This window comes from Mucilaginibacter sp. SG538B, assembly GCF_013376065.1.
GTDB lineage: Bacteria > Bacteroidota > Bacteroidia > Sphingobacteriales > Sphingobacteriaceae > Mucilaginibacter > Mucilaginibacter rubeus.
Genome location: NZ_JABMJI010000003.1, coordinates 1,141,029 through 1,160,849, shown reverse-complemented (window position 1 = coordinate 1,160,849; position 19,821 = coordinate 1,141,029). Strand labels below are relative to the sequence as shown.

The following is a 19,821-nucleotide window of genomic DNA, read 5'->3' as shown; positions in this document are numbered from 1 at the left end:
ATTTATAAGGTAGAGGTTGATAGGTTTTCGTTTGTATACTCTTTAATATTCCAATGCAAAAGTGGCACTATACTTTAATGTGTTGCTTTTTAAAGATTTGGGAATTTGAATACTCAACTGCCCGTTTTGATAGCCCCATTTTAACTTTTGAGTACTGCCCAACAGGCTTACTTTTTTAATCCGTTTAATATTGCTTACAGGGAAACTTACCTCGGCCGGAAGGGTTACATTATCTTTTTCTGATAGCCAGAAGGCATATAATGTGTTTTTTGTTTTTGACTTTGTAAAGTATATGTTTCCGACAGAATAAGGTGTAACAGGTTCGGAAGCGTAAATTCCTTTTTCGTTAATTTTCATCCAATCTGCAATGTCCCGTAACCTTTGATAGGCAAGGGGATTCCAGTCGCCATCCGGTCCGGGGGCTATATTAAGCAAGAGGTTACCTCCTCTTGAAACTATTTTTATCAGCGTTTGCACCAATAGGCGGCTGGGCTTAAATTCGTCATCAGGAACATAACTCCAGTATTTGCCAATGGTCATACAGGTTTCCCATGGGTAGGATAAGGGCTTGTCCGGTACTTCCTGTTCGGGCGTGGTATAGTTTTCAAATTCGCCGGTCACTGTCCTGTCTACCATAATCAAACCCGGCTGATAGCTGCGGCTCATTTTTGCTATCCGGGCCATATCAATGTCCTGGTTATAATGTTGCGGGTCGTTATCCTTTGTAACTGATGGCCGTACCCAGCCGCCATCGAGCCATAAAATATCTATTTTACCATAACCGGTCATTAATTCTTCAATTTGGTTGTAAGTAAAATCTTTAAATTTTTGCCAGCGTTCAGGATATCGTTGCGGATCGTAATTTACATTATGATCTTTAGGAGGAAAGTAAGGCCACCAATAATTTTCATTATGCCAGTCGGGTTTGGAAAAATATGCCCCGATCATAAAATTGTCGTTACGGAAGGCGTTAAATATTTCTTTGGTGACATTGCTTCGCGGATTTTTCGAAAACGGAGTTTTAGGGTCGGTAATTTTATAATCTGTTTGTTTAGTATCAAACATGCTAAAACCATCGTGATGTTTAGTGGTAAACACCACGTAATTCATCCCCGCAGCCTTGGCCGCTTTAACCCATTTTTCGGGGTTAAAATTGGCAGGGTTAAAGGTGGTTTGGAGGTTTTCGTATGCTTTTTTATAGGCGAAATAATCATTGCTGTAGGGGCCGGTACGTGTAACCCAGTCATCAGGGCAAATAGTCCAGCTTTCGGCCACACCCCATTGGCTGTATGTTCCCCAGTGCATAAATAAACCAAACTTTTTGTCTTGCCAGCGGGCAAGTTTTTGCCGTACCAGCGAATCTTTAGGAAACTGGTACGTATCTGACATTTTATGTTCGTTTTGTGCCAATACCGCCTGGCTGCATCCTAAAATAAACAGGCAGGGTAAAAGTTTTCGGATCATGATGATATAATACATTGATAGTTTTGTTTTCATAGGTAGATGAGTAAACATTAATTTAAAACCAATTCAATTACCGGTATCTCACTATCGGGCTTGGTTTCCGGTAGATTTAATATCAGGTCGTTACCTGTGCCTTTTGATTTGCTATCCTGTTGTATCTCCGACGCGTCATGTAAAAACTGAACGTATTTTACTTTATCCTTGTAGCCTGGTAAAGTAAGTGTTTTGCCGGGATATGCTAACAAATGCACGTATAAGCGCCGGGTATTTGCATTATAGGTAAGCAGGGTGTGCTCCGGGGCTACAAAGGTTTCCGGAGCTTCGGTACATCCATAAATGGAGCGGCTGTTATATTTCATCCAGGCTGCTATTCCGTCCAGCCTTTCGTTAGCACGTTTATCAAATAAACCGCGTGCAGTAGGGCCCACGTTAAGCAACAGGTTACCTCTTTTGCTTACAGCCTCTATCAGCATGGTAATTAATTGCGTGGTACTTTTCCAGCTGTTTTCGTCGCGGAAATAACCCCAGGAACCAGAAAACGTTTGGCAGGTTTCCCAATAAGTTTTGTAATCGTTTTTTTTGACCCACTCCGATAAATTTACCTGTTCGGGTGTCAGGTAATCCCAACCATCCTGGTATTCATTTAAATCGAGGCGGTTATCAATTATAATATTGGGCTGTAATTTTCTTATTTCTTTAACGAGTTCAACAGATCCCCAGTCTTTGGCCCCTTTCCCATGTTTGCCATTATCAGGGTACGAAAAATCGAGCCATAGCATATCAATTTTGCCGTAATTGGTAAGCAGTTCTTTAATTTGGTTATGCATGTAGGTGCGGTACCTGGCCACATCGCGGCCTTTGTTCAGCTTATCATAATCCTCATCTTTTTCGCTTGCCGGTTGCAGGGGGTGTAAAACATCAACGGTAAAGTCTGGGTGATGCCAATCCAACAGTGAATAATAAAAACCTATTTTTATACCCTCGGCTCTAAATGCATCAACAAACTCCTTTACAAGGTCTCTTTTAGCAGCGGTTTTAGTAGCCTTGTAGTCAGTATATTTTGAATCAAACAGGCAAAACCCTTCATGATGTTTAGTAGTAAGCACAGCATATTTCATCCCGGCTGCCTTAGCTTTCTTTGCCCACTCTTTGGGATTAAACAAATCTGGATTAAACTCATCAAAATAAGGCTGGTATTGCGCATCCGTCATGCGCTCCCATCTTTTTACCCATTCATGCCTTGCCGCCTGCGAATAAAGCCCCCAATGGATAAACATACCAAAGCGGTCATTAGTCCACCAGGACATACGTTTGGCTTTTTGTTCGGGTGTTTCTGTTCCTATTTTCTTTTGGGCATATAAAGGGGAAAATGCAATAAAAACCAATAAAATACCTGTTAACGTTTTTTTCATTTGGAGGATAGCTGACGTCAGTTTTAAGAAAGAGTGTTAAAAAAGGGCGATGTTTTTACATTGATAAAATTTCATCAACCACTTCCAGTAAAGGCCTTTGAGGCTTTTCAGGGTTTAGCTTTTGGTTGTCGTCCACCCATTTTCGTTCCCAGGAAAAGTAATCAGGTTCCTGAACGTTTTTACCTTGCAAATTGCTGCGCAGATAATCAAAATAAATCTCCCAGCGGAGCAAGTAATAGCTATCCATCAGGCCGGCCCACTCTTTATAAGCATACTCATGCAGATTGTCTTCGGTACGCACATTTTCGCCCCAATAGGTAATTTGCATTAATTCGTTTTTTAAATTGTTTGCTTTTTCTTCCGCGGTATTGCCGTTATCTATAGCTTGTTTGAGATAGGTGTTGAGCCTGAAATATTGATCGGTATTTAAGAGGTCATCTGTCAGCCTTATCATATGCAGGAATTTTGCGCTGGCTGCGTTAAATGTTTGCAGATTCTTGCTGTTATAAGCAGTTACCATTTCATTAAATGTGAGCGTGCCTTTATTAGCCAGCAGTTGCCGCACCATATTGATGAGGTCTATTTTATAAGTGGCCGAATTTTTAAGATCTGGTGCTGCTTTTGCAAATTCTTTTACCGCATTTGCAAAAGCAACCGTGTCATAATTACGAGTGAGCGTACCCCAACTGGAAATTGATTTAACTTTAAGTGCGGGTCTTGCGCAAAAAATGGATTCGCCAGCCCCTTCCTGGTAACCGGGAAGGCTTTGATAAATGGTTTGTAAAAATCCTTGCCAGGCATTACTTGCATGCCCATTGCTTTTACCATAACGATATAGAGCGTATTTATCGATCCAGTTCCGGGTATCCACATGTTCCTGGTGCCAGCCCAGTTCAAGCATCAGGTCATAATCAGGAGGGTTGTTATTGATGCCTTCAGGCATAATCCCCACACCTTTAAGATAATTGCTGTAAGTGCTTTTACGGACACGGTATACCTCATCGGCAAAGCGCTGCAGTTTTCCATATACGCCAGGCCGTTCGCCAAAATTGTTAACGCTGCACCATATAAATGGTGTATTATCATAAGCCTTACGTTTTTCCCAGTTGTTGGTAAATTCACCAAAAAGCTCCTGTACTAATACTTTTGATTTATCGAGGCCATCAAGCATGGCCTGCTTGGGATTATCCTGCCAGCCCTGCAATACCCATGTTGAACCGGGGTAGTAATTTTGCATCGATGCCTGTATGGCAGTGCCTGCTTTTTTCAAATCAACACCTTCCGTTTTACCACCCTCATGAAAAGGGTCGCCGGCAAAAAAATGGATGTTCTTACCGTATAATTTTTGAATTTCGCTATAGTAGATGCCGGCAATGCGGCTAAACTCAGGATCAGTAGGGTCAAGTATATCAGGTCTTTTAAAAGCACCCCAGGTACCCTGATCAATAATATGTGCTTTACTTTTGTTTTTTAATGTGCTTGGCACCATGCCATAAAAACCTTGCAACACAGGTTGTATACCCAACTCCTGCATCCGCTTCATCATTTTCTGTTGAATCAGCTTCCTGTTGTCTATCTGGCTTTGCGGCATGGGACCTCCCCAGCCTTCAATATTTCCCATCAGCCACCATGCGGTATAAGCAGGCCCAACAATAAAACCGTTAATTTCATTTTCAGTGTATCCTATTTTCCTCAATGTGTTTTGCCATACCGCTTCCATACCTTCAACAGTAAGCATGGTGTTCACACCATTTAACGCCATCCAGTCAAGCTCCCGTTCCCAGTCGGGCCAGCTATAAAAGCTCATGGTATAGTTATAGGTGCAATAATTTAACGCATAACGATACTTGGCCGCAGCTTGTACGGTTACTTTTTTGTTAACATTAGGAATAGGAAACACGGGCGACATGTTATCACTCATGTGCGACATAGAACGATGGCAGTAATATTTTAAATACCAGTTTATACCAACAGCTGCCGCATTGGCTCCTGAAGCATGGATAACCAGTTTATTCTTGATGGTTTGCAGTTCAACTATTTCTGAACTGGTGTTTTTTAAGGGTTCAAAAACGATATGGTTGCTTAACCACGGCGCGCGCCTTTTAACCAGTGCTTTTACAGGATCAAATTGTTGCGCTAAAAGCTGTATAGGCAATAATAAAAGTAGCAGACAGGTTGGTTTTCGCATAAAAATTTGTTGGTTTTTTCTGTTAATATGTCCGAAACTAACTAAAATTTAATGGAAAGAACATGCATAATTCTATGCCCTGACGCCTTGAAACTTACGCAAACGTTTGTTACTGCAAAGACAAACGTTTGCGTAAGTTTTCACTGTTTTTTATCAAATATAGAGCGGGCGAAATGCTAATCCTGCCGGGGCAACCCCGATTGACATTAACAGCCTGGGCTATTTTATGATAGGGTGAAAAAAATGTAGCCGATATTACAATTAATTGTAGACCGCCGATAACGGCTTATAACGGCTTATAACGGCTTATAACGGCCGCTGAAAAATGGAATAAAGGCGCTAAATTAGAGCAGAATTACGGATATTAATAACCTAACCAAACTGGTGGTTTAACTCACGAGTTCGGTTGATTTTTAATATGGTCACATGATACAATATTATAAATGTTAAAATTACTCTTGAATACCCGCATAAGTTATTATAAATATTATAACCGCAGTATATTAAAAGCAACACCGCTACTGTTACTGGTAACCTTAACAACAATAAGCGTTAGTGCTCAAAATTTGAGTGTAAAAACTGCTTTAGCCTCAAAATCAACAGATATTACAGTGGCCACTGCTCAAAAAAGTATAAGTTTAGCTATTGATAATTCTGATTACCAGGCGGTGAAACTTGCGGCTGGCTTTTTTGCTGACGATATAAAACAGGTTACCGGAACTTCGCCTGCTATTACTACTTTGCAACACCCCGCCGGTGAAATGATTATTGCCGGCACTATTGGTAAAAGCCCAGCTATTGATAGGTTGATAGCTGCACACAAGATCAAAGATATTAATAAAATTAGAGGCCGTTGGGAGGCTTCATTATGGCAAATAGTTAACAACCCCGCACCTGGTGTAAAAAAAGCGCTCATTATAGTTGGAAGCGATAGACGAGGGACAGTTTATGGACTCTTACAAATTTCAAGGAAAATAGGTGTATCGCCGTGGCATTGGTGGGCAGATGTTCCTACTGCTAAAAGAAAAATAGTTACGATCTCCGTACCTAAACCAACTTGGGATGAACCGGCAGTTAAATATCGCGGTATTTTTATTAATGATGAAGACTGGGGAATAAATCAATGGGCGAGGAAAAACTTTGAAAAGGATTTTGCACACGGCATTGGCCCCAAAACATATGAAAAATTATTTGAATTGATGTTGCGTTTGCGGCTCAACTATATTTGGCCTGCTATGCATGAAGTGTCTAAAGAATTTGGCGACACTCCCGAGAATGTAGCTTTGGCCGACCATTATGGTATTGTTGCAGGTTCATCACATTGCGAACCGATGCTGTATAATAACGTGCATTGGAACGAGAGACTTAAAGGTGTCTGGAATTATAGCACTAATCCTGATAGTATTTATAAATACTGGAAAGAAACTGCTAAGGATAGAAAAGACAAAGAAGCAGTTTGGACAATGGGTATACGCGGTATACATGATCGTGGTATGGAATCGCCTCCGTCAGGTATACCTGAAAGGATAACCCTTTTGGAAAAGGTATTTAAAGACCAGCGAGATCTTATTAATCAATACGTCAATAAACAATGGGGGCCTGTTGCCCAATGTTTTGTTCCTTATAAAGAGGTATTGCCTGTGTATGATGCCGGCTTAAAGGTACCTGATGATGTAACTCTGATTTGGGTAGATGACAATTTTGGGTACATTCGCCGCTTATCGAATCCAACCGAAAGGAAGCGGTCTGGCGGAAGCGGATTATACTGGCACTTATCTTACTACGGTGGTCCTCATTCGTATACCTGGATCAATTCTACCGCCCCGGCATTGATGTGGGAAGAGTTTCATAAGGCCTGGGAAAATCAGGCCCGGACGATGTGGGTGATTAACGTAGGTGATGTTAAACCGATGGAATTGGGGATCGACTATTTTTCACGCTTATCATGGAACCCGGAAAGTCAACAGGCGGATGCACAACCCCAATTTTTAAAAACATTTCTCACAGAACATTTTAATGAAAATGTAACTACGCTTAACAATTTGCTTACAGAATTTTATCGTTTAGGCACAGTACGAAAACCTGAATTAATGAATCGTGATTGGGCTATTTCTTTGTCGGATAACGAAGCTGTGCAATTACAAGCTGATTATCAGAGATTATTAAATCTTGAAACTTCTGTAGCAAAGTCTGTACCTTTAAATAAGCAGGATCCTTACACAGAAATGATTGGTTTTCCGGCCCGTATCATGGCAGAAACCGGACTTATATTTATGCATGACAGGGCAATTGTTTATGGCGCAAATCAAGCTGCCCATCAGGTCGAGATAGATCGCCTTAAAGCTGCTTTGGAATCCGAAGTTGATAATTACAACAATAAAATAGCAGGGGGGAAATGGCAATATATGATGCCGGGAACAGTAACCGGTCAAAATCTTCTATCATGGAATAGCCAGGTAGCATGGCCATGGGCTGAAACCAGGAAACCGGATACCACCAAAAAAGCAATTCAGGCGGATATAACAAGAAACGCTTCATCTGCCGATGAACAAACCACAGCTGGAACCGCAAAATGGTCGGTTATACCAGGATTGGGCAATAGCGGCCAGGCTATGGCATTGACACCGGTTAACCTTAATTTATTATGGAAACCTGGTGATGTAAAAGCTCCAACATTGAATTACAATTTTAAAACTGATGGTAATTCAGCAAAGGTGAGGATTGATTTTATGCCAACTTTTAGAATTTATCCGGGTATGCAATTAAGGGTAGCCATTTTAGTTGATAATAAATTTATTTCAACAACAGAAGTGCCGGGGTCAAATGGCAAGGAAGATGAGAATGGACCCAACCGTAACCAGGGTATTAGAAATAATTACGTTAGTGCATTAATAGACTTACCAGCATTAACCACCGGGACACATAAATTATCTATCAGGGCTATTGACCCTGGCGTAGTAATTGATAAAATTTCATTTTATAAAAATTAGCGTCCTTAACTTTTTTATTTATTCCCAAAGCCGACGGTCCCAAAAGAAAAGACATATTCGGGAAACCGTTCCTGAGGAAATCAGCAGGTGATTGCTGCGTGTGCTTCTTAAAGTATTTCACAAAGTAGGATGGGCGTCTACGACCCATGCAAAACTCCATTCCTTTATGGCAGGATCTGTAAAGTTTGTATTGGAACATGCAGAGCCATTTTGGAGAAACGAGGGTTATGCCGGCTCATAAATATTTAACCCCTGATAGACAACCAATGATGATCAAGACCAATCTTTCAGGAATGTGGTAAAAACTTCTTTATATTGTTCGGTTACAGGTATCGTAGTATTTTCAATCTGGACAGAATTTTTGGTAACGGATTTGACTGCTTCTTTGGATACGATAAATGAGCGGTGGATTCGCAGGAAAATACTGGCCGGGAGTTTCTCTTCAAGGTTTTTCAGGCTTGTGAGGGTCAATAAGGGTTTATCCTGGTTCGCCAGGAAAATCTTTACATAATCTTTAAGTCCTTCGATATAAAGGATGTCTGCTATGTTAACTTTTACCAGCTGATAATCGACCTTAAGATAAATATAGTTCTTTTCAACAGGCGTTCCGGGAGTTATATTATTTTGAGCGCTTTCCAAAATCTCAAAATAATCATATGCTTTAGCAGCCGCCTTTGAAAAATCAACAAAACTAAACGGTTTCAATAAGTAATCTAACGCGTTCACCTTAAAGCCCTCTAAAGCATATTGATCATAAGCCGTTGTAAATATAACGCGCGGACCTTTTTTCTTTCCGGTTTGCTCTATGATCCTTGCCAGCTCAACACCGCTTAGGTCGGCCATCCGAATGTCTAAAAATATCAATTGAAGGCCGGGTTGTTGATGAATAGCTTTCAGCGCTTCGATAGCGTTGCCGAACCTACCCTGTAAATTTAAAAACGGGGTTTGTTCAATGTACGAAGTAATTAGCTTTAAAGCTATCGGTTCGTCGTCTACAGCTATGCAGTCAATTTTCATTTGAATCGGAACGTTAAATTTACAATGAATTCCCTGATATTGGAGTCGCGGTCAACCGATAATGTGTAGCGCCCGGGATATAGCAGGTCGAGCCTTCTTTTCGTATTGACAATACCGATGCCATTACTATCTTCCAACTGAGCCGTTTGTTCTTCAAAAAGGGAATTCCTGATCTCCAACTTCAGCTCGTCGGCAGATTGGCTGATCTCTACATAAATGTAACTTGGGTGTACACCGCTGATGCCATGCTTAAAGGCATTTTCAACAAATGGCAGGAAAAGCATGGGGGCTATTTCATGATTTTTTAGGTTGACCTGTTTTTCAAAAATGATCTGTACATCATCGCTCAGCCTCAGCTTCATCAGCTTGATATAGTCCTCAATAAATTTGATCTCCTTTTCCAGGTCGGTCAGATCGTTCTTGGTTTCATAAATAACATAACGCATCATATGCGAAAGCGTGTAAACCGCATCTTTAGACGCCACAGGGTTGCTATCGGCGAGTGCATAAATGGTATGCAGGATATTAAAAAAGAAGTGCGGATTGATCTGCGCTTTTAAAAAAGAAAGCTCTGAGCTGATTTTTTCCTGTTCGGTGGCACGGAAGGCTTCCTGGTCGGCCTTGATCTTCCGGGAGACCGCGATGATTGTGCTTACTCCGAGTAAAACAAGTGCAGTTATGATAGTCCAATAATTATAAACATGGTTATCGTCAGATGATTTTTTAGCCGGGTTTTTGTAAACTTTGGTAAATACAGCCTTCCAACCGGTTATTTCATCTAACCAATTGTTTAAGTACACAACGGAGACGAGAATAGCTATCATCAAAAGAACAAATAATACAGCCTTGTTTTTGTAAATCAATTGGGGAGTAAAATAAAACAGGTTGGCATAGAATAATGTTGCCCATACCAAATGTATCAATACCTGTTTGATCCAAAATTCACCGGGGAGTTTTAAGGGCCAGGATAATGGGAATAACATTAACGCTAATAAACAGGCCACTATATAAAAGTGAACTGAGAAAAAGATCTTCTTTAAGCCTGAAAAAGCCATATCGCGAATTTTACCATAAAAATAGCGGAAAAAAGTGCGTTTTGTTTCTCAGGCAAAACGCACCATACTGTATCAAATACAGTAATCAACTAAATCCCATCTCACCGGGATGCTGCAAATGACAAAATGTTTTTTTATTTTTTTTAAGGAATAGATGGTTTACAGGAATTAATAGACAGAATGACAACTTTGATCTATAGCTTATATTGAAAATTCCTCCAATCACAAAGCCATAGACTCTAACGTTCGTTTGGTCTATTATTAAGGCCGATCCGTCTATTCTGCAGATTTTGATCAATGTATTTACTTTGTTTTGTTTCAAAATCTCGAATATGGGAACTGAAAATTACAAGTTCAACTTAAAAAATACAACGAGCCTGCGGGCATTGAAACTGATAACCTGGTTTTTATTGGCAGCAGGGACCGTGCGAGCCCAACAGCCCGCAGGCCCGCCATCAGGTGCCTCTTTGGGTAATGGAACTATCTTCGGAACCGTAATAGACTCCCTGACTAAAAAGCCACTGGACTATTCGACAGTAAGCTTATTTAAAGCAGGTACAACTGCTCCAGTGAACGGTAGCCTGGCAGATCAGAAAGGGAGTTTCAAAATCACTGGTGTGGCGCCGGGAACTTATCGCGTCCAAATCGCTTTTATAGGTTACTCCACCAAAACAATTGACGGCGTTGTTTTAACGGGAGCCAAAACCGACAGAAACCTTGGGCAGGTCATCGTTTCGCCAAGCGCTAAGATGCTGGCTGATGTTCAGGTTACCGGGCAAAGAGCCCTGGTGGAAAACCACATTGACAAATTAGTTTTTAATGCAGAAAAAGATGTAACCAGTGCCGGCGGCAATGCTTCTGATATCCTGCGCAAAGTGCCCATGGTTTCGGTTGACATGGACGGGAATGTTTCCCTCCGCGGAAATCAGAACGTACGGATACTGATCAATGGCAAGCCTTCAGGAGCGTTGGTAACCAACGCGGGCGACGTTTTGAAATCCATGCCTTCCGATCAGATCAAGAATATTGAAGTGATAACGGCGCCCTCGGCTAAATACGATGCGGAAGGTTCGGCCGGCATTATCAATATTATTACCAAGAAGAAGGAGGTTGCCGGTGTAAGCGGCTCTATCAATATGGGTATAGGTACCCGTCAAAACAATGAGAGCGGAAATATCAATTTTAACAAAAATAAATTAAGCATTACAGCTAACCTTGGTTATAACGTTGGATGGCCGCAAACCACCTATCAATCCTTTAACAGTCAAAATACCGAACTGGGTACATCATCCTCGTCAAACGGGCAAAGTACATCAAATCGTCATTTTACCAATGGCTCGGCATCTTTGGGATATGATTTTAATGATCAAAACACGTTTAACTCTACTTTTAGCCTAAGGGGAGGGGCATTTAAAAATAAAGGTAACTCGGTCAATAGCAATAATTCTGCATCAGAGGGAAATATCGATTATACAGCCTTAACAAGCAACGAATTCAAAGTCTCCAACTTTGACTGGAATAACGATTTTACCCATAAGTTTAAAAAGGAAGGTGAAGAATTAAGCTTTGCTTTTCAATGGACACATGGCACATCAGATGTAAACTATCTGTCAGAATATTCTGCTTTTACCCAAAACCAGCGTGCGGTTAATAACGGTACCAATAACGAGTATACTTACCAGCTGGATTACGTACTACCAATCAGCAGGGTATTTAAGCTGGAAACAGGTGCGAAAAGTATTTTAAGGAGGATATCCAGCGAATACGATTTTTTCAATCCAGATGCTTCAGGCGCGTACGTATTTAATACGGCCACATCCAACACCTATAGTTACGACCAGGACGTGTACTCGGGCTACGGCTTGCTTACTGCAAATTTGAAAGATGGTTTTACTGTACAGGCAGGTGCCCGGTTAGAGAATACAAAAATTAATGGAAATTCGGGTAATGTCAGTGCGGGCCTGGCACCTTTTGATAATACCTATACCAATTTTATTCCAAGCTTTGTGATTTCAAAGGCTTTAACGCCTACCCAAACGCTGAAACTAAGCTATAGTAAGCGTATCCAGCGGCCGAGCCTGCAATATTTAAACCCGTTTCTGAATACCAGCAACCCTCTCAACCAAACGCAGGGTAACCCGGAATTGTCGCCAGAAATTACGCAGACCGTGGAAATGACTTATTCTACCTTCATCAAAAGCAGTGTGATCAATGCCTCCGTCTATTATAGGAAGACCGATGATATTATTGAAAGCTACGTGCGTACAGTGCCTTACACCACGGTGGATAATAACGGGAACCCGGTTACCAGGGATGTTTCCCTCACCAATTACCTTAACGTGGGTAACAATAATTCCGTTGGTGTAACCTTCTTTGGCTCAACAGAATTGTTCAAGGTCCTAACCATACGGGGCAACGTTAATGCATTTACCTATAAACCGCAGGTGATCAGTAGCCTACAGCAAGCAAGCCAGTCTACCTATGTTCAGTACAATGCCTTCATTAGCGGAACAGTAAAAATAAACAAGGCTTTGTCTGCCGAAACTTTTTTGATCCAGAACTCGGCAAGGAGAACTTTCCAGGGAACAAACCCCTCTTTCAATTTATGGGTGATAGGTTTGAAGCAGGATGTTTGGAAAAAACGCGGAACTATTGGTTTGAACATTACCCAGCCATTTAAGGATTATAAAGACTTTACTTCCAATATCAATAGCGGCCCGCTTAGTCAAAGCAGCAGGTTCTCAGTGCCGTTCAGATCTTTTGGCGTTAGCTTTGCCTACAATTTCGGTAAAATGAATTTTGGTCCGCAGATGCCTAAGAAGAAACGCGGCGTTAACAATGATGATTTAAAACAGGGTGACAGCAATGGGCAAGGGGCGCAAAATTGATAGACAATATTGAGGGAGAGTTTTTTGAGTAATACCCTTATCACGGTAAAATGATGGCTATATGGGCTATATCCAACGAACTGATGCCGGTAACGACACACAGCCCGACTGAAACGAAAAGTAACAACCCCGTAATTACCTGAACCTTGCGCCGGGATCAGCGGGCCGTGACATACCTGCCGGGATATTTAAAAATGATAAAAAGTAATTCTGATAAATATCCCGGACCGGTTTGTTTGATATGGTGATGCTATTTAAATGACTTAAAAGCCTCCGCAGCCTGGTTTAATTGCGCTGCGCTGTTAGTTTGCGGCCCATTGTGTATGATAATCCGATACCTGAATGTTACCGATTCGCCTTTCTTTAAAGTCAGGTTCTTTTCAGATTTGCCGTTGGTAAACACCTTTTCGCCCAGCGGATTGGCTGCAAACAGACCGTAGCCACGGGCATGCCAAAAAGTAGGATAATTAGGGTTTTGAGGATGATCGATAATGGTAACGCTTACCGAATCGGTTCCAATTTTACCATATACCTTGCACCATACGCCGCGGGTGCTCCATGCGTCGTTACCTGTTTTGCCTTCGCTGGTGAGGTAAGTACCGTTGGCAACTTTATCGGTACCACCTTTTACTATGGTAACATTACCCTTATCGTCAGTAAATTTCTGGTCGGCAGGGTCAGGGATTTGCAGCTCATGGGCCAGACGCAGGCCAAGCATGCCATCTTTGGCATCTTTAAAAAGAGCGTCCTTATCCGCAGTAAGCGTAGTTACACGGTCAATGATCCGTTCCCGGGCATTTCCGCTAAATTCAAAGCGGGTTTGCTCTTCCAGTATTACTTGTTTTTGCTGATCTGTCCAGTTTGCATGGTAGGCTAATATGCCTTTTGTCCCATCTTTTGTTTCCAAAATTTTGTCGGTGCGGATCCAGCCATAACTGCTCTTTTTAGCCGCAGGTATGGCATAGGAGTTATTCCAGAAATCCAGACCGTTCAGGTTTTCAAAGTTAAACCATAACCCTATGTGATGCGGGTGATCTGTAGGGTCGCCGGGTCGTGGGGCTAGCGGAAAGCCGCGGGTTACCAATGTGCCGTTTGCCGACCGCAAAGGATAAAGAACGGGTTTTTCTAAACTGTCCGAATACAGGAAACTGGTAAAGGGTTTTCCACCTATCAGGATATCTATTTTATTATTTGTTGCTTTTACCAGCCTTACCGGTTCGGCTTTTTGAGCGTGTACTACAGGAAACAATAGCATATTTGCGGCAACGGCAAGTCCCAGTTTTTTTATGATCTTCATTGCTTGATGTAAGGTTAAAAAGGCTGTGCGCTGATGGCAAGGCACAGCCGATGTCAATAATGTTTGTGACCTATCCAGCTATTAATATTTAAAAACTTTTCCATTAGCCATTACCTCCTGGGTAGCTTCATCAAAAGTAGCCTTGTAGCCGGTATGAACAGCTGCATTGGTCATGATATTGGCTATCGAATGGCTGTAACCAGCTTCAACCGGGGCGTTTGGCTGCTTACGGCTGCGCACGCATTCCATCCAGTTGCGTACGTGGTTTGAAGTAAGTATATCACCTCCGGTATTGGCTGATGCTACCACCTTTTCGGTATTAGCCAGGCTAATCTCAGGCAGCAGGTTTGCCTTCATATGCATGGCATCGGCCATTTTTTGAGTAAGACCTCCTTTTGGCGATACTGTATTGGTGATGAGGTTAAGCTCGCCGCCGTTTGAATAGTAAATTTCGGCTGGGTGCTCATCGCCATTGTGCATGCGTGAGCCAAAAGTAACCTGGAAGCCGGTTGAAGGATCATTAAGCGGACCGTAATCAAAAGCGGCCAGTATGGTATCCCAGTTGCGGCGCCCATCTTTCCACATATAGATGCCGCCGTTGGCAACTACACTACGCGGGTGTTTTAAGCCCGTAAACCAGTGTACAGTATCAATCTGATGGCTCATCCACTGCCCTGGTAGTCCTGACGAATATGGCCAGAACAGGCGGTACTCCAAGTATTTACGCGGGTCGAAATCTTCATAAGGCCGGTTCATGATGAAACGTTTCCAGTCGGTATCCTGTTCCTTCAGCTGTCCTAATAACTCCGGCCGGCGCCAGCGTCCGGGTTGGTTCACATTCCAGGTAAGCTCAACCATGGTGATAGGGCCAAACTTGCCCGAACTGATAAATTCATTGGCCGCATGATAATTAGCGCCGCTTCTGCGCTGCGATCCAATTTGCACAATTTTGCCCGATTCCTTTACTGCCTTTAAGGCTGCCCGGTTATCTTCCATGGTTTCGGCAAATGGTTTTTCTACATAAGCATCGCAGCCGGCCTTCACCGCTTCAATAGCATGGCGTGCATGCTGAAAATCAGCAGTGCTGATGAATACAGCGTCCACACTTTTACTATCGTATAATTCTTCATTATTGCGGTAAGCTTTTACATCGTGCTGCATTTTTTCTTTCCAGAGGGCAGAGCCTTCCTCGCGCCGCTTGTTCCAGATATCAGATACTGCTACTACATCAAAGTTGAGTTCTTTATAATGGTTCATGAAACTGGGCACGTGCGAACTTTTGTGCCTGTCTGAAAAGCCTACCACCCCAACCCTGACCCGGTCATTGGCGCCAATGATACGTTTATAACTTTGTGCGCTCCAACTTTTGGGGGCAAGCATAATTCCGGCCCCGGCTAACGAGGCCTGCCTGATAAAGGTACGGCGTGATTTTTCCATGTAGTAAATAGTTTTATTTGCAGGTTGTTTTTCTTCAAAATATGGGTACGTCAGGGGGCAGGTACCTGTATTTTTTGCTGATTAAAAGGTAAACTGGTTAAAACCGGCGCTTATGCGCGGCTAAATCAAATATCGAAGAATAGAATTAAAAAGCAATAGTGTTTTTAAATGTTAATGTAACAATAATACTGTTTTTTGCAGATCAGATTTCCTCAAAATAGTGTCCTGGTTTAAAAATGTAATAGGTTAATATTTAATTAAGCTAATTGGTTAAGCAACCCAAATTTATAGCAGTATGAAGTTTGAGATAAAACCCTAATTGATAAAACCCTCAAGCGCCTTTCATTTTTCATGAAAGGCGCTTTCTTGCCTAAAAGTTGTTCGAAACTTTCAGATTTTAACTAACTTTCTTTAGGATTAGGCTCTCCTTTACCTGTGGTAATGAGGTTGTACAAACTTCCCGTAATATAACCGGCCCAGGCGTTTGAGCAAACCTCATAACATTCATGAGGTGGAACCAGACCCTGGTGGGTGAAGCGGATTTGTGTTTTGTCGTCCTGTTCGGAAATTTCAAAGATCACTTTGGTGCCTTTCCACTCGGTTTGGTCTTTGGTGAAACTAAAATAGTTATCCAGCACAAGCCAAACCACTTTTTGGTTGGGGATCACTTCTGTTAATTTCATGGTACAGCGGTGAAGGTCCCTGGCTTTGTAGATAAACTCGTCATTGAGTTTTTCTGTGCCGCCCTTAACTTCTTCCGACCACCATCCGCGAACATTATTGATAGCATCATAAGCCTCTTTAGAGGTTTTATCTACCGAAATGGTTATAGTTAAATCGTGATCTGTCATTTTTTGTTCATTTTATCGTTCATTAAAGCTCCCAGTTTGTCTAGTTTATCGCCCCAGAATTTATCATAGTAGGCTAACCAGGCCTGTAGCTCTTTAAAGCCGTCTTGCTTCAACACACAATGTCTTTCCCTGCCGATGTCTTGTATAGAGATAAAACCGGCATTGTAAAGCACTTTGATATGCTTTGAAACGGCCGGCCTGCTCATATCAAAGTTCTCGGCCAGTGAGTTGATTGTACGGCTGTCTTTTGATAGCAGGTGCAGGATCTGCCTCCTGCTCGGATCGGCAATTACCTGGAATACATCAAGCCTGTGCTGTTCCATCTTTTTCTGCGTTTATGATCTGCAGCATTTTGTTGATAAGCACCAACCAGCCTTTTTCCATCGAGCTAAACATCAACGGGTTTACAGAATCTGCAAAATCACGGTGTACCAGCAAAAGTTCGGTGCCATTATCTTTTTCGGTTAGCATCCAGTTCACTGTCGAGTTGCTTAGTTCACCATTGCCCGGGCCGAATTTCCATGAATAAGAAAGTTTTTTGAAGGGGATAACCTCCAGGATCTTGCAATAAAAAATCCCGTCGAAATCCATTTCGGGCATAGGTTTGGCCTTAAGCTGAAATTCGTGACCCAGTACAGGTTTCAGATCGCCGGGCATGAGCCATTGCGATATCAGTTCCTGATCGGTTAAAAATTCCCAAACCACTGCGGGTGGATGCGGGTAAAATAATTGGTGCTGAATGATTTTTGCCATGATAGGTAACTTTTAAGTTACTCAAATTTATATGTAACTTGTGAGTTACGCAAATTTATTTTCATTTTTATTTTGGATGTCTTATTAAAAATGTAGAGACGCATGTGATGCATCTCTACTAAAAAATGATTGGATGCTTTGTGCTTTAGAGCAGTTTTTTATGCAGCCTGGGCATTTTGATACAATATCACCCCAGTTATTATTAAAGCAATTACAAAAATCACGGCCAGGATAATTTTAATGGCGCTTACCGGGCGCTGGCCGATAACTTCACCGGTACTGGCATTAACTGTAAATTGATAAATCTTGTTATTGTAGTTATAGGCGCTTATCCAAACCAGTAACATCAGGTATTTTATAGCTTTATCAAGATATTGGGTATCGGTGCTGTTAATTCTTTGCTCGTCTCCGCCTATGTCGTCTCGTATGGCCGAATTTATAGTACCAACAGTTTGTTCGGCCGCTTTAGTAAAACCTTGTTCCGGGCCTAACTGGTAAGTTTCGGAACGGAAGCCGCTCATATAACGTTCATCAAACTTAACTAGCATATTAAAATTCCAGGGCCCGAGTTTGGCAAGCGTTTTTTCAGGCAGTGAGTTGCTGGCGGGTACCAACAAGTCACCAAAATCGCACTCTACTCTTCCCGAAGCATACGACCAGTCAGTATGGCGTACCTGCCTTGTTTTGGTTTGCGTTTTTCCGTCGACGGTTTCGGTATAAGTTTCGGTGGTATAGTAATAATCGCCGCGCTCACCGCTATAATCGGTTATGGTATAGGTGTCGTATGTCCAGTGTGGCAGGTAAACACCTTTTAGTGCTGATGATGCATCGCTTACCTTTTTAGCCAGGTCATTTGGCGCCCACCAAAGGTTTTTAAGCCATTTTTTGAAGAAATCAACACCCTGTTGTTGGGTAATGACAAATGGCAAAATATAATGAGGCGGCACATATTGCTGTCCGCTTTCCAGGTCCAATACAAGGGGAGCTGTGCAAAACGGGCATTTATCCGAGGTTACAAACTGATCGAGGATGGTTTGCGAGCCGCAGCTTTTACAATTCACTACCTTAAGATCGGCACTTTGTTTATTGTTGTCAATACCGGCGACAAATTCCTCATAATCATAAGGTAGAATATCGCGGCTGTCGGGGGCACTTTCAATGGCGTTGCTCACGCCACAGTAATCACACAGCAAATTATGAGTGCCGGGATTAAAGTGCAGTAACGCTCCGCAGCCCGAACAATTTAAAGAATTGTTTATTGCTGACGGATTAACCTGGTTGTTCATCTCGAAAATATAGATTTAGGAATAGTTGCAGATCAGGCTATCGGCGGAGGTACATTGTTGAATAATTCTGCTATCTCTTCAACGGATGATGCGGCGGCCCATGCAGCCATTCCTTTTTTCCAAATCATGCTTTCCCTGCTTAAGGTTCTGCTGGCGATCATAGCATTAATCTCATCGATAGTGTGCGGCCCGTCTGATTTTCCGTCCTTCACAATATGATATTGGATGCCTGGCTGGGGCGGCGGAGGCGGTACGTCACCACCGGTATTATTAGGAGTAACCTGATTTTGCTGAAAGATATTGCCAACCTGGCCCATCATCGCAGCGCCAACCCCCAAACCCATACCGGCAGCTCCTAAGTTACCACCAATAGTATTTTCGGCAGATTTTTCAATAGCATTGGCAGCCTGGAATTGTGCATAAGCGCCGAGATTACCCAATATGCCCATTTCGCTGCGTTTATCAAGCACCTGCTCAACTTCGGGTGGCAGGGAGATATTTTCGACTAATAGTTTGGTTAGGTTTAAACCAAGCTCAGCGAAATCGGGTTGGATAGATTCTGTTATGAATTTGCCCATTTCGTTGTAGTTGGCTGCCAGATCAAGCACGTTTATTTTTGATTCGGCTACGGCATCCATCCCCCGCGAAACAACGGTGTTTCGTAACTGCTCATTGATATCTTCAATGATGAAATCGGGATTAGTGGCAGCGATTTCCTTAATAAATACTTTGGGGTCCAGAACCTTAAAGTTAAACGAACCAAATGCCCTCAGCCGCACAGGACCAAATTCGGCATCGCGGATCATTACCGGGTTTTTGGTACCCCATTTTTGGTTGGTGAACTGACGCAGGCTTACGAAGAAGATATCAACCTTAAACGGGCTTTCAAAGCCATATTTCCAGCTCATTAAGGTGGTTAACAAGGGCATGTTCTGAGTTTGCAACTCATAAGTACCGGGAGTAAATACATCGGCGATGCGTCCCTCGTTCATGAAAACAGCTGCCTGCGATTCGCGAACAATAAGTTTTGCACCCATCTTTATGGCATTATCATGGCGCGGAAATTTCCATACAAGCGTATTCTGGGTGGTATCAACCCACTCTATTACATCTATAAATTCGTTACGAAGGATATTGAACAGGCCCATATTTTTGGATGTCAGGTTTAAATAATGATTAAATA

Annotated in this window: 14 protein-coding genes; 2 read left to right on the top strand and 12 right to left on the bottom strand. The window is 42.3% G+C overall.

Features of this window, described 5'->3' with window-relative positions:
• Positions 1–42 precede the first annotated feature (42 nt).
• The 3 genes from FHW88_RS20875 to FHW88_RS20865 are packed head-to-tail and all read right to left on the bottom strand — an operon-like array spanning position 43 to position 5,064.
• Complete coding sequence (locus tag FHW88_RS20875; protein ID WP_255485383.1) at positions 43–1,497, bottom strand: alpha-L-fucosidase; 1,455 nt, start codon at positions 1,495–1,497, stop codon at positions 43–45.
• Between the two features lie 17 nt (positions 1,498–1,514).
• Positions 1,515–2,876 (bottom strand): alpha-L-fucosidase, encoded by a 1,362-nt coding sequence (locus FHW88_RS20870; RefSeq protein WP_090532959.1) that lies wholly within the window; start codon positions 2,874–2,876, stop codon positions 1,515–1,517.
• A 55-nt stretch (positions 2,877–2,931) separates the two neighbouring features.
• The gene (locus tag FHW88_RS20865) at positions 2,932–5,064 is read right to left on the bottom strand and encodes an alpha-N-acetylglucosaminidase (RefSeq protein WP_176627748.1); all 2,133 of its coding nucleotides are present in this window, start codon (positions 5,062–5,064) and stop codon (positions 2,932–2,934) included.
• A 443-nt stretch (positions 5,065–5,507) separates the two neighbouring features.
• Here FHW88_RS20865 and FHW88_RS20860 point away from each other — a divergent pair, with 443 nt between their 5' ends.
• Complete coding sequence (locus FHW88_RS20860; protein ID WP_176627747.1) at positions 5,508–8,054, top strand: glycosyl hydrolase 115 family protein; 2,547 nt, start codon at positions 5,508–5,510, stop codon at positions 8,052–8,054.
• 273 nt (positions 8,055–8,327) lie between these two features.
• On the opposite strand, the gene FHW88_RS20855 is transcribed toward FHW88_RS20860, so the two are convergent.
• Positions 8,328–9,071, bottom strand: coding sequence for a LytR/AlgR family response regulator transcription factor (locus FHW88_RS20855; RefSeq protein WP_090532953.1), 744 nt, complete (start codon positions 9,069–9,071; stop codon positions 8,328–8,330).
• Positions 9,068–10,126 (bottom strand): sensor histidine kinase, encoded by a 1,059-nt coding sequence (locus FHW88_RS20850; protein ID WP_090532951.1) that lies wholly within the window; start codon positions 10,124–10,126, stop codon positions 9,068–9,070. The genes FHW88_RS20855 and FHW88_RS20850 overlap by 4 nt, the downstream gene beginning before the upstream one ends.
• 332 nt (positions 10,127–10,458) lie before the next feature.
• Between FHW88_RS20850 and FHW88_RS20845 the strand changes: the two genes are divergently transcribed.
• The gene (locus FHW88_RS20845) at positions 10,459–13,014 is read left to right on the top strand and encodes a TonB-dependent receptor domain-containing protein (RefSeq protein WP_176627746.1); all 2,556 of its coding nucleotides are present in this window, start codon (positions 10,459–10,461) and stop codon (positions 13,012–13,014) included.
• A gap of 250 nt (positions 13,015–13,264) precedes the next feature.
• Here the strand turns inward: FHW88_RS20845 and FHW88_RS20840 are convergent, their stop codons facing one another.
• The 7 genes from FHW88_RS20840 to FHW88_RS20810 all read right to left on the bottom strand — a co-directional run bounded on the left by FHW88_RS20840 (position 13,265) and on the right by FHW88_RS20810 (position 19,786).
• Positions 13,265–14,311, bottom strand: coding sequence for a PmoA family protein (locus FHW88_RS20840; RefSeq protein WP_176627745.1), 1,047 nt, complete (start codon positions 14,309–14,311; stop codon positions 13,265–13,267).
• 81 nt (positions 14,312–14,392) lie between these two features.
• Positions 14,393–15,748 (bottom strand): Gfo/Idh/MocA family protein, encoded by a 1,356-nt coding sequence (locus tag FHW88_RS20835; RefSeq protein WP_112654170.1) that lies wholly within the window; start codon positions 15,746–15,748, stop codon positions 14,393–14,395.
• 401 nt (positions 15,749–16,149) lie between these two features.
• A complete protein-coding gene (locus FHW88_RS20830; RefSeq protein ID WP_176627744.1) occupies positions 16,150–16,599 on the bottom strand; it encodes an SRPBCC family protein in 450 nt (149 codons plus the stop codon).
• Positions 16,596–16,922 carry an ArsR/SmtB family transcription factor gene (locus FHW88_RS20825; protein WP_176627743.1) on the bottom strand — a complete coding sequence of 109 codons (327 nt, stop codon included), beginning with the start codon at positions 16,920–16,922 and terminating at the stop codon, positions 16,596–16,598. Before FHW88_RS20825 ends, FHW88_RS20830 begins: the two co-directional genes overlap by 4 nt.
• Positions 16,903–17,352: an SRPBCC domain-containing protein gene (locus FHW88_RS20820; RefSeq protein ID WP_129570707.1), complete on the bottom strand. Its 450-nt coding sequence runs from the start codon at positions 17,350–17,352 to the stop codon at positions 16,903–16,905. The genes FHW88_RS20825 and FHW88_RS20820 overlap by 20 nt, the downstream gene beginning before the upstream one ends.
• A 158-nt stretch (positions 17,353–17,510) precedes the next feature.
• Entirely contained in the window at positions 17,511–18,638 is a 1,128-nt protein-coding gene (locus FHW88_RS20815; RefSeq protein ID WP_176627742.1) for a zinc finger domain-containing protein, read from the bottom strand.
• Between the two features lie 32 nt (positions 18,639–18,670).
• Complete coding sequence (locus FHW88_RS20810) at positions 18,671–19,786, bottom strand: SPFH domain-containing protein (RefSeq protein WP_176627741.1); 1,116 nt, start codon at positions 19,784–19,786, stop codon at positions 18,671–18,673.
• Between the last annotated feature and the right edge of the window lie 35 nt (positions 19,787–19,821).

Bases quoted from the DNA above. Each gene is read 5' to 3' on its own strand.
- FHW88_RS20825 (WP_176627743.1), bottom strand. From the start codon at position 16,922: ATGGAACAGCACAGGCTTGATGTATTCCAGGTAATTGCCGATCCGAGC.
- FHW88_RS20860 (WP_176627747.1), top strand. From the start codon at position 5,508: ATGTTAAAATTACTCTTGAATACCCGCATAAGTTATTATAAATATTAT.
- FHW88_RS20865 (WP_176627748.1), bottom strand. From the start codon at position 5,064: ATGCGAAAACCAACCTGTCTGCTACTTTTATTATTGCCTATACAGCTT.
- FHW88_RS20875 (WP_255485383.1), bottom strand. From the start codon at position 1,497: ATGAAAACAAAACTATCAATGTATTATATCATCATGATCCGAAAACTT.
- FHW88_RS20835 (WP_112654170.1), bottom strand. From the start codon at position 15,748: ATGGAAAAATCACGCCGTACCTTTATCAGGCAGGCCTCGTTAGCCGGG.
- FHW88_RS20810 (WP_176627741.1), bottom strand. From the start codon at position 19,786: ATGGGCCTGTTCAATATCCTTCGTAACGAATTTATAGATGTAATAGAG.
- FHW88_RS20840 (WP_176627745.1), bottom strand. From the start codon at position 14,311: ATGAAGATCATAAAAAAACTGGGACTTGCCGTTGCCGCAAATATGCTA.
- FHW88_RS20870 (WP_090532959.1), bottom strand. From the start codon at position 2,876: ATGAAAAAAACGTTAACAGGTATTTTATTGGTTTTTATTGCATTTTCC.
- FHW88_RS20815 (WP_176627742.1), bottom strand. From the start codon at position 18,638: ATGAACAACCAGGTTAATCCGTCAGCAATAAACAATTCTTTAAATTGT.
- FHW88_RS20830 (WP_176627744.1), bottom strand. From the start codon at position 16,599: ATGACAGATCACGATTTAACTATAACCATTTCGGTAGATAAAACCTCT.
- FHW88_RS20845 (WP_176627746.1), top strand. From the start codon at position 10,459: ATGGGAACTGAAAATTACAAGTTCAACTTAAAAAATACAACGAGCCTG.
- FHW88_RS20850 (WP_090532951.1), bottom strand. From the start codon at position 10,126: ATGGCTTTTTCAGGCTTAAAGAAGATCTTTTTCTCAGTTCACTTTTAT.
- FHW88_RS20820 (WP_129570707.1), bottom strand. From the start codon at position 17,352: ATGGCAAAAATCATTCAGCACCAATTATTTTACCCGCATCCACCCGCA.
- FHW88_RS20855 (WP_090532953.1), bottom strand. From the start codon at position 9,071: ATGAAAATTGACTGCATAGCTGTAGACGACGAACCGATAGCTTTAAAG.